At 56.4% G+C, this 13,555-nt stretch carries 12 protein-coding genes; 4 read left to right on the top strand and 8 right to left on the bottom strand.

All coding sequences use genetic code 11. The annotated features are described in order from the left end of the window. Complete coding sequence (locus AC2FF7_RS18240; protein WP_496906101.1) at positions 1–3,087, bottom strand: ABC transporter transmembrane domain-containing protein; 3,087 nt, start codon at positions 3,085–3,087, stop codon at positions 1–3. Between AC2FF7_RS18240 and AC2FF7_RS18235 the strand changes: the two genes are divergently transcribed. The 4 genes from AC2FF7_RS18235 (at position 3,086) to AC2FF7_RS18220 (ending at position 6,075) form a co-directional block, all read left to right on the top strand. Further along, positions 3,086–3,235: a hypothetical protein gene (locus AC2FF7_RS18235; protein WP_480868222.1), complete on the top strand. Its 150-nt coding sequence runs from the start codon at positions 3,086–3,088 to the stop codon at positions 3,233–3,235. The two genes, AC2FF7_RS18240 and AC2FF7_RS18235, sit on opposite strands and share 2 nt — an antisense overlap. Positions 3,236–3,328: 93 nt before the next feature. After that, complete coding sequence (locus AC2FF7_RS18230; RefSeq protein WP_480868220.1) at positions 3,329–4,090, top strand: DUF6478 family protein; 762 nt, start codon at positions 3,329–3,331, stop codon at positions 4,088–4,090. 10 nt (positions 4,091–4,100) lie between these two features. Then, positions 4,101–4,460, top strand: coding sequence for a hypothetical protein (locus tag AC2FF7_RS18225; protein WP_170755750.1), 360 nt, complete (start codon positions 4,101–4,103; stop codon positions 4,458–4,460). A gap of 88 nt (positions 4,461–4,548) precedes the next feature. Further along, on the top strand, positions 4,549–6,075 hold the full coding sequence (locus AC2FF7_RS18220; protein WP_496906100.1) for an MFS transporter: 1,527 nt from the start codon (positions 4,549–4,551) through the stop codon (positions 6,073–6,075). Positions 6,076–6,107: 32 nt separating this feature from the next. On the opposite strand, the gene AC2FF7_RS18215 is transcribed toward AC2FF7_RS18220, so the two are convergent. From AC2FF7_RS18215 to AC2FF7_RS18185, 7 genes are all read right to left on the bottom strand, one after another. Beyond that, a complete protein-coding gene (locus AC2FF7_RS18215; RefSeq protein WP_480868216.1) occupies positions 6,108–7,448 on the bottom strand; it encodes a S41 family peptidase in 1,341 nt (446 codons plus the stop codon). A gap of 6 nt (positions 7,449–7,454) precedes the next feature. Then, positions 7,455–8,585, bottom strand: coding sequence for a murein hydrolase activator EnvC family protein (locus AC2FF7_RS18210; RefSeq protein WP_480868214.1), 1,131 nt, complete (start codon positions 8,583–8,585; stop codon positions 7,455–7,457). Continuing rightward, positions 8,582–10,099, bottom strand: a complete 1,518-nt coding sequence (gene gpmI, locus AC2FF7_RS18205; protein ID WP_480868212.1) for a 2,3-bisphosphoglycerate-independent phosphoglycerate mutase — start codon at positions 10,097–10,099, stop codon at positions 8,582–8,584. The genes AC2FF7_RS18210 and gpmI overlap by 4 nt, the downstream gene beginning before the upstream one ends. An 89-nt stretch (positions 10,100–10,188) precedes the next feature. Then, complete coding sequence (locus AC2FF7_RS18200; protein ID WP_480868210.1) at positions 10,189–11,862, bottom strand: sulfatase-like hydrolase/transferase; 1,674 nt, start codon at positions 11,860–11,862, stop codon at positions 10,189–10,191. A 65-nt stretch (positions 11,863–11,927) separates the two neighbouring features. After that, on the bottom strand, positions 11,928–12,170 hold the full coding sequence (nqrM, locus tag AC2FF7_RS18195; RefSeq protein WP_480577330.1) for a (Na+)-NQR maturation NqrM: 243 nt from the start codon (positions 12,168–12,170) through the stop codon (positions 11,928–11,930). Between the two features lie 12 nt (positions 12,171–12,182). Further along, complete coding sequence (locus AC2FF7_RS18190; protein ID WP_496906099.1) at positions 12,183–13,208, bottom strand: FAD:protein FMN transferase; 1,026 nt, start codon at positions 13,206–13,208, stop codon at positions 12,183–12,185. A gap of 66 nt (positions 13,209–13,274) precedes the next feature. After that, on the bottom strand, positions 13,275–13,460 hold the full coding sequence (locus AC2FF7_RS18185; protein ID WP_170755743.1) for a hypothetical protein: 186 nt from the start codon (positions 13,458–13,460) through the stop codon (positions 13,275–13,277). Between the last annotated feature and the right edge of the window lie 95 nt (positions 13,461–13,555).

Raw genomic sequence — 13,555 nt, 5'->3', positions numbered from 1 at the left:
TCAAGTTTCCGGACCTGCAGCGTCGGTGCCTTCAAAGAAGATGGTCGAGTCCTTTTCGTTTACACGGACGGCGAGTGATGTCAGGTACCCGGCCACTGTTTGCAACAGCTGCGTTGCGACTTTTGCGTCGCTATCAACAACAGCGCGTAGTTCTTCGGCTCCTATCCGTAAAAAAGAACAATCGCTAACAGCCACGAGGTCCAATTGGCGCGGATCGCCTGTGATGACGGACAGATCCCCAATCAGTCGACCAGGTTCGACATCTGAGATCGGCCGCGCTTCTCCGCCTTCTTCGGGCCATTCCAGCCTCGCTTGACCAGAAATACACAAATAGGCGGCATCTGGAGCCTGTCCGCGTGAAAAGATCACCTGACCGGCGGTTGCGTCATACCATTGGGCAGAAAAGGCCAGCAGTCTTTGGTTGCGTCCATCGACGCCCGAAAACAGCTCGGTCGAGGAAATGATCTTGAGCTTGCGGCTCAAATCGGCCGTGGCATCCGGCTCGTCTTCAACGCGAGCTTTAGATACGCCGTCAATCCGACCGTCCTTGATTTCCACAAAAAGGTCATAGGCTTCGGGATGGTCAAACCGGTTTTCCATGAAAATCATGATTGAGTCGGGCAGCAATTCACGCAGCTTAAGACGTGTACGCAAACGGCTTTCCGAATCGTGGCTTGCCAACGCTGTGTCCAGAATCAGAACGTCGGGCCGCTTGATCCCTGCACGGGAAAAGGCCGCACGTTCCTGGAATACTGTCGGGAGATTGTTCCCGCCCAGACCCGATGGTAGGTCATAGATGATGGCCGCTGCGCGGCGGCGCAAACCCGCTTCGTTCATCGCTTCGGCGACTACATCTTCGATGTCTTCGGCGTGGGCACCCGCTGTAAGAGAAATCCGTCCGAACAGTGCGTTTTCCATAACGGTCATGCGGTCGATATAGGTGTCTGGGGCGACAGGAATGAACATGCCATTCATTGAGGCGCGCAACCTTTCGGCCTGACCGCTGCGGATGGAAAGAATCTTTTCCTTATATTCATCGGGAAAGTCGGGGCCAATTTGCTCGGCAGTCAACAAAAACGGAACGGTTAGCAGCAATGCACGCTCACGTTCGTTGATGGTATCGTCGCCTTTGGCCTTACGGCGATCTTCGATGTCCAGCAGACGGTAGTACATGTCCTTTGTCATGCCCAGCCGCAGAAACAGAGGGTGATCTGTTCCATCGCGCCCGAAAGTCTGGTTCAGCGTGTGCAGAACGGCCCGGGCTATAGCCATTGCTTCGTCATCCAGATCATGTGCCCGCAGCATTGCCAGAAACCGCCCGTCACCGGCCAGAATGTCCGGAGAAATATCGCGGGACGGGGCTGCGTACAGCAGGTTGCCGCCCAACGGCACAGCCGGGTTAAACCGGTCGGGATCGAACCGGTACACATATCGGTCCAGGTTCTTTTCGCGCAGCCGCTGCGCGACGCTCTCGCGAAGCGCTACAACGTCGCGCGCCAGCGCCGGATGTTGCGCTGGATCAAACTGTGTACGCAAAGTGCGGCGGAACATGAACTCGTCGATCCCCATCGCTTCGACCAGCTCGAACCACCAGTCGCGAATCTGGTCAGCGTTTTCCAGCCCCGCAAGGCCCGGATCAATCCATTCCGCGGAAAGTGAGTCGGTTGGGTTCCCGGATCGCTCGGCTTCTATCTTCCACCGTGTTGGGGTATTCGCTTCTTCATCTGATTGTTGCGGATGGGTGCGCAGCGGCATTAAGAGGTTGTCGCCCAATGTCCCGTCAAACAAGTACGGGCGCGAATAGGCGTATCCGATACGGGCGGCAATGACGGCTTGATGCAGGCTCGCAAGGTTATGGCCTGCGATCTTGATATCGCCCTGAACTGGTAACAACTCGCGTGTCAGCACCTGTGCCAGAGCACTTCGTTCTGCTGCGCTCGACGACTTGATGGCGACCCGAGCGCCACTTGGTATCGTCAGGTCGATGTCTTCGAGGATCGTTTTGCCGTCATCGTCGCGGACAGTCACATTGTGCAACTCGATGTCGCCTGTAAGGCGCGGGATCGTTTCAGGCTCACCTACGAACAGCTCTTCCGGGATCATGTTGTCCGGCGCAAAACGCTCGGTCACGATTTCCCAGCGCAATGACATGTCCTGAACCTGATTGTAGTAGGTCAGAAGATCCTTCCAAGGGCCACTCAGATCTTTATACGCGCCCAGAGCCGCAACAAGCGCGCCGACCGTGACCTCTCCGGTGATCGCAAGATAACCGCCGACCGAATAAAACAGAAAGGGCGTCATCTGAGTGATTAGATTGTTGAGGAACTTCATGAAGAACTTTTTGTTGTAAATCTTGAAGCGAATCTCGAACAAAGTCCCAAGTCGGTAACTGAACTGCGCCAGGCGATAACGCCATCCACCGTTCGCGCGCAGATCACTGATGCCAGCTGCACTTTCGCCAATCTCCGAGCTCAGCTGTCGCACCTGCTGAATACGATCCTTGTTCAACAGGTTAATCTGGCGCTGCAGTTTTGGGATCAGCCACGCCTGCAATGGGATCAGGGCGATACTGGCAAGGCCGAACCACACACTTTGCATGAACAAAAAGGTCACGATGGTCATCATCTGGCCGAATTGGAACACTGGCTGTGCGATGGCGTCACCCATCAGCCCGCCCATCGGTTCGGCCTCAGACGTGATCATCGACACCAACTCACCCTGACTGGTGGTGGCAAAGTACGATTTGGGGAACCGCATGGTGCGGTGGATCAAGGTGAACCGCAGACGCCGCAGCATCCGCTCGGCCAGCACGCCCTTCATGGTGTTGATGCGCATCTTCATCAACCCGCTGGCGATGACCGTGGCCAGAAATGCCACACACAAGATCAGCAGGTACTGAACTTGTGTGACCGTTATTCCGAACACTGTGACGGTATCTGCCGGCGCGCCAATCGCGTCATTGATGATCTGTTTCGGCAACTCCAATGAGGCGTAGAGAAACGGAAAAGACAAGACGGTGAGAACCAACAGAATTAGCTGCTGTTTCTTGGAATATTTCCAAATGAATGAAAAAAGAGTGGGTTCCATGCCCCGGCCCTGCCTCAAGGTTGTGGTACGTAGTGTTCGGATGATCCACGGCAATCAGGTGCCGGACGGTACGCATTGGCCCGACCGATTGCAAGAACGGTGGACCGCCTATCAGACAACAAACCGCCTGCCCACTAGAAAGCGTTAGCTAAAAATCAAAATTTAATCCCCGTTACACCGTTTGAGCCTTATCTTTGACCCGGTCTTTGATTAAAGAAGGGCAATTTCAGGCGATGGGACCATGGGCAAACTTCTGGATCGCTATATACACCAACGGGTTCTTGCCCGTTGGCGCCAAGCTGCGCAGGATGCGTCGGCTACAAAAACGCTGGAGTTGAGAAAACAACGTGATGAAGCCCGCAAACTGCGCTCTCATCTGGACAGTTTGATTTCTCAAGCCGACAGTAGGTTAAGGTGGCCGTCGGTCGGGTCCGAGCAGTTTCCCAAACCTCTTGGAACGGATTGGTCCTGGCGTCCGGATTTGTGGCGTCGGCCCTTGCCCCGCCGAGGTGTTGCGTCGGCCCCGCGCAAAGCAGAGTTGGACGGCCAGGTGACATTGTTCCATGACTGCGCCCTGTGTGAGATAGCCGCGCGACAAATCAGGAATACCAGGGATAAAGACCTCGCTCCGTTCGGCCTAAGCACAGAGGTATTTGCGTTCAGCGGGTCGTTCCTATCGGTATCAGTGGAACTTCCATCTGAAGCGACCCGGAATCTGACCAAAGAGCATTTTTTCCGGGTCGATCTCGGTTTGCAGACGGAACGCGAGATAAGCGCCATGGCCCGGCTGAACATACAGCACGGACCGAACACAGATCAGGTGCTGCGCGGGTTAGAGCGATGTGATATGTCCCACGTGATCGATTTTGACCTGGCGCATCTGCCTTTGAATGAACAGCGGATTCAGAAGGTCTGGTTGGACGTGATTTTTGACCGTCCTTCTATGAACAGCGTTGTGCTGCACGATCTGACTTTCTGCCGACACCACCGAGCCGATTTGTGAGGCCCCGTCAATGAAACAGCTTTCTCTCACGCCTCTATTTCTTGAAAACGGCATTTGGCAAGCTCATCTGACCGCAGACGAAGAACCTTGCGTCAAGGTCAGATACCGTGATCAGGAAATCGTGGACACCGAACTGACAGAGATGGATGACGGATGGCGTTTAACTGTGCCGGTCCCCAATTCAGCTTTATCGGATGGGGTGCACACATTTTTAGTTGTCGATGAAGCGACCTCGGAAAAGCTAGGCGATTTCTCGATCATTGCAGGCTCACCGGTTGAAAATGATCTGCGGGTCGAGGTTGAGCTGTTGCGTGCCGAGTTGGATATGTTGAAGCAAGCGTTCCGCAGGTCACACAGCGCTTCGGACTAACCTTCTGCGAATACGTTCCCTCTTTTTTCTATCTTAAAAACCAATTTCATGCATCACTGGTTCCATTTTTTAGACTCAGGATGTTTACATGGATCGCACCAGCATAATCAAAGTCATCGCGTTGATGGTGACTGGGTTTGGCATCGGAATAGATTTTACCGGTGCATTGATCCTGGTACCGGCGATCGAAAACAGCTTTGACGCGGATATCACCAGTACTCAATGGGTTTTGAACATCTATGCTCTGTTCTTTGCGATGACGATGGTCGCCGGCGGGCGGATGGGAGATATGTTTGGCCATCGTCGTATGATGCTGAACGGCCTTGTTATTTTTCTGTTCGCGTCCCTTATGTGCTTTTTTGCGCCCAGTTTGGATTTTCTGATCGTGTCTCGGGCGTTACAGGGCATCGGTGCGGGCTGTGTCTGGCCGTGTACATTGGCCTTTGGTGCGACCAAAATATCGAAGCCTGAACATCGCGCGATGATTATGGGGATGATCCTCGCTGGCGTCACGACCGGGAACGTCATCGGACCGCTGATCAGTGGCGCGGCGGTCAGTTTTGGTGACTGGCGTTTGTTTTTCCTGGCTAACGTGGTGTTCTCAACCATTTCAATGGTCACCGCGCTGGTGCTGATGGAGCGGGAAACCCAACACAAACAGGGCGAACATTTGGATTTTGCCGGGATGGCCGTTGTGTCTTTTGCCGTTTTGCTTTTACTTTACGGGCTGGACGTTGGTGCGGATTGGGGATGGGTGTCGCCGCCGCTTCTGATGCTGTTCTTCGTTAGCGCTGCTTTGTTCGTTGCCTTTCCAAAGGTCGAAAAGCGCGTGAAAGAACCGTTGCTGTTGCCTCAAATGATGCAAAATCGCGAGTTTCGGATCACGTTGGGCCTGAATATGTTCAATGTGTCGGCGGTTTTTGTAGGGTTACTTTATTTCCCTCAATACATGCAAAAGGTTCTGGGCTGGTCCGTCTTTCACTCGGCGCTGGGATTGGCGCCCCTCACCATGTTGCTGGCAGTCGGATCCATTGTTTCCGGTACTCTGTACAACGACTTCGGTCCCAAACGCCTGTTGCTATGGGGGTATCTGTTCGCCACGTTTGGAGCAATCAGCATCGTGGCGATGCCAACTGGGCTTGGATATTTCCAGATATTGCCAGGCATGGCCATGATCGGGCTTGGTGCAACATTAACGGTCGGGCCTTCGGGTACAGCCGCCGTCAGCGCAGTCAAGCCTGAACGCGCCGGACTTGTAGGCGGGTTGAGCTTTATGACCCATCTCGTGTACGGGGCGATCTCGGTCGCGATTGCCACGGCCATTATGTACGTCACTAGCTTGTCCAGCCTTGCCAGACAGCTCGGCGCGGACGGAATTCAGATGTCTGAGACCGATCAGAGGGCCATAAACGGTGGCACGCTCACCACGGACTCTGCAAAAGCTGTCATGGCTAAACTCAGCTCGGCCGAAGGTGAAAAGGTTGAAGCCGCGATCGCTTCGGCGTTTGATGCTGGAATGAATATGGCGTTTGTTTTTGCCGCTCTCTCCGTCTCGGTCGGAGTAATCCTTGCCCTACGGTTGAACGAAGAAAAATTACGAAAGATCGAGGAGTAGAAAAGGGCCGCCTTTTGAGCGGCCCTTTCTTGTTATTGGGATGGGCCGTTCGGGTTGAAGGCTGACAAACCCTTGAGGATATCTATTGCGTAAGCCAACTGATAATCCTCTTCGCGCAACTCCGCTGTTGCTTCGGCTTTCGCGCGATCTTCTTCGATTTGCCGGATTTCATCTTCGCTGAGGCTGTCATTGTTGAGGCTTCCACGCAGGTCAGCTTCGGAGCGTGAGGGACGGTTGTCTTCCTCTTCTTCGGTCGCTGGCGCAGGGCGTGGCTGTTCCACGATGATATCCGGGCTGACCCCAAGTGCCTGAATCGAACGTCCTGAAGGAGTGTAGTAGCGCGATGTGGTCAGACGCATCGCTCCATCGCCACGCAACGGCATGACCGTTTGGACCGAGCCTTTGCCAAAGCTCTTGGTGCCGACAACGATAGCGCGGCGGTGATCCTGCAGTGCGCCGGCCACAATCTCGGAGGCCGAGGCAGAACCGCCGTTGATCAGAACCACGATCGGCTTGCCTTCAGCCAGATCGCCGGCGGTAGCGTTGAACCGTTCGCCCTCACCCGGATCGCGACCACGGGTCGAGACGATTTCGCCTTCGTTCAGGAAGGCGTCCGAAACCTTGATGGCTTGTGTCAGCAATCCACCAGGGTTGTTTCGAAGGTCCAGTACGACGCCGTTAACTTTGTCGATTCCACCGATTTCTTTGATCTGTTCGTCCAGACCGGCCTGCAGGTTCGGGAAGGTCTGATCATTAAACGTGGTCACTCGCAATACAACGCTGGTGCCCTCAGTCCGCGCGCGTACGGCGGTCAGTTTGATAGTATCGCGAACAATTGTAACGTCGAATGGTTCCTGCTCGCCTTCGCGCACCACGGTGATCACGATCTCGGACCCAACCGGGCCACGCATCAGATCAACGGCCTTGTCTAGCGTTAGACCCAGAATGCTTTCACCATCGACATGCGTGATGAAATCGCCCGCTTCGATTCCAGCTTCGTCCGCCGGAGTGCCATCTATAGGCGAGACGACTTTCACAAACCCTTCTTCTTGTGTGACTTCGATTCCCAACCCGCCAAATTCGCCTCGGGTCTGCACGCGCATCTGTTCCGCGTCATTCGGGGACAGGTAACTGGAATGCGGGTCCAACGATGTCAGCATCCCGTCAATTGCAGCTTCGATCAAATCTTCCGAGTCGACCTCTTCCACGTACTGTGCGCGAATGCGTTCAAAAATGTCGCCAAACAGATCGAGCTGTTCGTAGACACTGGCCTTGCTTTCGGCCTCTTGCGCCAGCAACGGCCCAGCAATCTGAGTTGTTGCAATTACGCCTGCCAGGGTTCCGGCCAGACCGGCCATCACAAATTTCTTCATACTCGTTTATCCATCCTTGTCGGTCCGAAACCAAGATTCCGGGTCCACGGGGCTATTATCCTGTCTTACCTCTATATAGAGCGTTTCTGACCGGTCAGTTCCAGTGCCATCACCGCTTGTTGACAAAATAGCGCCTATTTCGGGTGTCTCACCGGGCATCAAGCCAACCGGAGAGCCTTCGGGGATGACCTGTCCGGTCTCACCGTAAACCTCCTGCAGGCCCGAAAACACGAACAAAAGCCCAGGTTGAGGTTCGAGAATTACCAGATTCCCTAAATCCAGCAGTGGTCCGCGGTATCGGATCGTTGCCGCAGTCGGGGATGTAACAATTGCCCGAGGCCGCGTTGCAAGCACAATACCGGGACGTGTTACGCCCGCAGCATCTGTTTCGTCCGCGTGATGCAGAATGACACCCTGAGTTGGCAGCTGTATCTGCCCTTTCTTACCAGAGACATCCGCGTTTGTGGCTGCAATCTCACCCTCGGAAATCTGAGACAACCCGCTGGCGAACCCGTCCAGAGTTTCGGTGGACGAGATCAGGATCGCTGTGCGGATCGGATCTTCGACAAAGCGGCGAGGCAAGTCGGTGCGGTCGGCGATGGCTTCGCTTAAACGGGTGCGCGCGGTTTGTACTCCAGCCAACCCCTCGACCAGTGTCTCGGATGCATTTTGCTGCAGCAAACGTAGTGTTTGTACTTCTTGCAGGTCTCTCGCAAGCGACTGCGCGCGGGCGTTCAGGCCGGGTGTGACCTCGGACAGCATCATCCCGGCGCGCGCCGACCCGAGCGGGCCGGACGGGTGCAGCATCAAAACAGGCGGGCTTGTTGTTTCTATGGTTTGTAAAACACCAAGCAGCTGCGCGACGTCCTTTTCGCGTGCCCGCAGCTCGGCGGACAGTTGCGCTTCGCGTGTGGCCGCTTGTCGAAGCCCGTCGCGCATGGCCGTCAATCCAGCCTCATAGGCCTGAATAGTTGCTGTCAGGGCGCGAACCCTGTCGCGGGCGCTGTCTGCCTCGGTCAGGGTGATTGACGCTTGCTCCAGTTGCCGGGCTGCATTCAATGCCGCCGTAGCAGGATCTGTCTGCGCGTAAACGGGTGATCCAAGAATAACAAAAGCAAGAGCCGCACGTAGCCTCATGACAGCAGGCTCTGCCCAGTCATTTCCGGCGGTTGGTCCAACCCCATCAGGTCTAGTAAAGTGGGGGCCAAATCGGACAGGCGTCCGTCGCGCAAAGTTGCGGCCTCAGGGCCGCCAACCAGGGCCACTGGCACCGGATTCAGCGTATGCGCCGTGTGCGGTCCGCCGGTTTCGGGGTCGAACATCATTTCACAGTTGCCGTGGTCGGCGGTCACGATCATCGCACCCCCTGCCTTGTTCAGCGCCTCAATCACCTGTGCCAGCCCCTGATCCACCGCCTCACACGCCTTGATCGCCGCCTGCAGATCGCCGGTATGGCCGACCATATCCGGGTTGGCATAGTTGGTGACGATCAGGTCATACCCGGCCTCAATCGCCTCAACAAATTTCGCTGTCACCTCGGCCGAGGACATCTCGGGCTGCAAATCATAAGTAGCGACTTTGGGCGATTTAGGCATGAAGCGGTCCTCGCCCACTTCAGGGGTTTCTTTGCCGCCGTTCAGGAAGAAGGTGACATGGGGGTATTTCTCGGTCTCGGCCAAACGGAACTGACGCAGACCTTGTTTGGCCACCCATTCACCGAGGGTGTTCACGATGTCTCGCTTGGGGAATACAGTGGTCATATAGGCGTTGTGGCCGTCTGAATATTCCACCATCCCCAGCAAGGCCGACAGATGCGGACGCGGCCCGGTGTCGAAATCGGCAAAACCCGGCTCGCCAATCGCGCGCAGAATTTCGCGGGCGCGGTCGGCGCGGAAGTTCAGGCAGAAGAAACCGTCGCCATCCCTCACCCTGTCGAACCCGTCCAGCACCGTGGGAACGATGAATTCATCGGTTTCCGACTGATTGTAGGCGTGGTCGATGGCCCCATGCGCCGTGCTCGCCGCCCGCCCCTGCCCGTTGATCATGGCAGCATAGGCTTCGCTGACACGCTCCCATCGATTGTCGCGGTCCATCGCAAAATAGCGCCCGCTGACGGTGACGATGCGTGCGCCTTTGGGTAGACGCTCTTCCAGCTCGGCGATATATGTGAAAGCCGATTTGGGCGCCACGTCCCTGCCATCGGTCACCGCGTGAAGCGCCACGGGCACGCCCGCATCTGTGATCGCCTTGGCCGCCGCGACGATGTGGTTTAGGTGCCCATGCACCCCCCCGTCCGAGACCAGACCCATCAGATGCGCCGTGCCGCCCACCGCCTTAACGTTGGCGATGAAATCCTGAAGGGCCGCGTTTTCAAAAAATGACCCATCCTCGATTGCCAGATCAATCTGGCCCAGATCCATCGCCACCACGCGGCCTGCGCCAATATTGGTATGGCCAACCTCGGAATTGCCCATCTGACCGCTGGGAAGACCCACGTCAGGGCCGTGTGTAATCAGCCGCGCGTGCGGCCCCCGCGCCATGATCGCATCAAATGTTGGAGTGTGCGCCAGATAGGGGGCGTTGGCCTTGGTGTCCTCGGACAGACCCCAACCATCAAGAATGCACAGGACGACAGGTTTGGGGGCGGTCATTCGGACTCTCCGGGATTGCTGCTCTTGCCTGACCTTTTACCCCTTGGCCGACGCCGGGTGAACCGCCTTTTGGCGTAGACGCGGTGAATTTAATCCTTGCCGACAATCTCCCGATACGGGCGCGCTTTGCGGCCTCGGTATTTCACCGTCAACTCCAACGGCATGTCGTTTTCATCATAGATGCCGACAACAACCCCCCGGCCCCGGCTTTTGGTCCGCATCTCGATCAATTGCGCCTCGGACCGCGTGGTGCGCTGAGACTGCCTGCGGGTCCACGCAAACAGATGCTCATACATTTGCGCGATGATGTCGGCGTGGTCGGCGCTGTCGCCCAGATCGGTCAATTCCTGTGGATCGTTTTCCAGATCAAACAGCAAAGGACGATGGCCACCCTCGCAATGGATCAGCTTCCACTTCCTGTCGGCGACCATGAACATCACCGCATCGCGGACCGAGGCATTCAGTTTCTCCGCCAGTGGCGAGGCCGAATAATCATATTCGCAAATCACCACATCCCGCGGAGTTTCCGCCTGTGTCCCATGCAGGATCGGCAACAGGGAATGTCCTTCGAGGATATGCGAGGCATCTGCGCCACCGGCCACATCCAGAAAGGTCGGGGCCAGATCGATGGATTCCACCAGCGCATCGCTGGCCGTGCCGCGCGTGGCGTCAGCGGCGGACGATGGATCATAGATGATCAGCGGCACTTTGGTCGAAGCGTCGTGGAAGAATGTCTTCTCCCCCATCCAGTGATCGCCCAGAAAATCGCCGTGATCCGAGGTCAGCACGATCATCGTGTCCTCCATCTGGCCGGTTTTTTCCATCCAGTCGAACAGGCGGCCCATCTGATCGTCGGCCTGTTTGATCAGACCCATGTAGGCGGGGATCACCGCCTCGCGCACATCCTGCCGCGAGAATGTCTGGCCAATCTTTGTGTCCATGAAAGCGCGCAGAACGGGATGTGCGTTGTCACGCTCAGCCTTGGACCGGTTCACCGGCAGCACGTCATCGGGGCCGTATATCGAGGCATAGGGTTCGGGCACGATATAAGGCCAATGGGGCTTGATGAAGCTCAGATGGCAACACCAGGGGCCGTCATGAGTATCCATGAACTCGATCCCGCGCCCGGTCAGGTATGGGGTTTCGCTGTCTTCCTCGGCGATATTTGCCGCCTCGGTCGAGTGCTTCAGGAACCAGCCAGACAGTACGTTGCCATCTGCGTCCAGACCGGAATTGGCAAAGTCGTGCCACGGGTTGTCACTCTCATACCCTTTGGCAGTGAGGTACTTGTTGTACTCTTTCGCGCCGTCCGGATCATAATAGCCATCCGGCCCCTCGGGCAACATCCCGTCATCGCGTTCGAACACGTCAAAACCGCATTCCGCCACACGGGCCCCGATCAGGCTGTCAGGCTCCAGACCCAGCCGGGCCATCCCCTCGGCATCCGCGCGCATATGGGTTTTGCCGACCAGCCAGCACTCCATTCCGGCCTTGCGCAGATGATCGCCCATCGTCATTTCGCCGACCTTTAGCGGGATGCCGTTCCACGAGGCACCGTGCGAATGCACATAGCGCCCGGTATAGGTCGACATGCGTGAGCTGCCGCAAATGGGTGATTGGATATAAGCCCCGTCAAATCGCACACCCTTCGCGGCCAACCGGTCGATATTCGGAGTATGCAGGTGCGGGTGGCCGTAGCAGCTCAGGTAATCCCAGCGCAGCTGGTCGAACATGATGAACAGGATGTTTTTGGCTTTGGCCACGGATGCGCCCCTTTGATCGTCCGGGGCTGAGGCTAACCAATTCCGCGTCAGCGGCGAAGCGGAATTTACGCCTGCGCTTCGCGTTCCATCTGTTCCAGCATCTTCTTGGCGCGCTTGCACTGCAACTGATCACGCAGCGGGCTGTTTGGGTCGACATCTTTCTGACAGACCACGCATTTATCCGCACCCGAGATCGCGTTCAGACCGCCGCAGCTGCCCTTGATGGTCTTGCCCATCAGCATCACACCCAGCGACATGCCGACCATCACAAGAGCCAACAGTATGAAAGCCAGAATAAAGGTGCTCATGATCCGTATCCGTCAGTTGCTGCCCAACGCGTCTTTGAACGCGCTGCTATGGACCGTGATATAGGCATCTTCGCCCCCTGTCACATCCCGCGAGATGAAATACACGGCAAGTTTATGCTTTTCGGCCAGTTCCAGCCCTTTTTCCTGCCCCAGCGCCAACATGGCCGTGGCCCAGGCATCGGCCATCATCGCGTTTTGCGCCAGCACCGTGACCGAGGTGGTCCGGTGCGTGATCGGGCGGCCTGTCACTGGATCGATGATATGCGAATAGCGCACGCCGTCCTGTTCGAAGAAGTTCTTGTAATCGCCCGAGGTCGCCATCCCCAGATCGTCAAGCTGAACGATCAACTGAATGGCCTGCACGCTGGTTTCAGGTTTTTCGATCCCGATCCGCCAGGCCTCGTTCTTGTCATTCTGACCCATAGTAACCAGATCGCCGCCGATCTCGACCATGTAATTCTCGATCCCGGCGTCGCGCAGCGTTTCGGCCACCGCATCAATGCCATAGCCTTTGGCGATGGCCGACAAGTTGATGCCTACACCCGCATCCGATTTGGCCAGCGTCCCAGCCTCGCGGTCCAGCGTCAACAGGCGGGACTGACCGACGCTGTCTAACGCGGCCTGAATTTCGACATCCGATGGCACTGGATCTTCGGGTTTGCGCGGGCCAAAGCCCCACAGCTCGATCAGCGGGCCAAGGGTGACGTCAAACGTGCCGCCCGATTTCTCGTGCACGTCATTTGCCGCATCAATCACCAACGCAAATTCGTCAGATACTGCCACGGCATCGGTGCTTTCCGACGCAGAAAAGGTGGACACCTCGGAAGTCGGATCCCAGTTGGACATCTTGGCGTTGACCTCGGCCAGAGTCTCATCGACCGCGTCTGCCAAGGCTTCTTCGTCCACGTCCACGCCGATGGCGGTGATGTTGAAGGTCGTTCCCATGGTTTCGCCAGACAGGCGCACGACCTCTGGTTCTTTGTCGAACAAACAGCCAGACACCAGCGCAGCAACAGCCAAAACGGGGACAAGACGCATCACAGCACCCTTTTAAGAAAACGTGCCCGGCATATGCCAGCGCCTCTGATCAGAGTCAAACCAACGTCAGAGTTTAAGCGGCATGAAGCCTAAAACCAAAAGGCCAATGCCGGCAGGCAAACCGAACAGCCAGGCTTTCTTCTGCCAACCCGGCGCTTGCTGTTTCCATGTCATGCGAAAGTTGTGCCCGCAGACCACCACTGCAAAAAAGATCAATGCCGCGATGGGCGGTGTCAAATAGAGGTCGGACAAAAGATCAGATATCCTTGGTTTTTGGCAGTTTTCCCCGGATAGGGCAATTGCACCCTATACAGGTCGCTCGGCTGCGCTAAGGTAAATAACAAAGC

Source organism: Ruegeria sp. YTSC325 (assembly GCF_059609525.1).
Note: the sequence above shows the minus strand (reverse complement) of the source record. Positions and strands in the feature narration are given on the sequence as shown.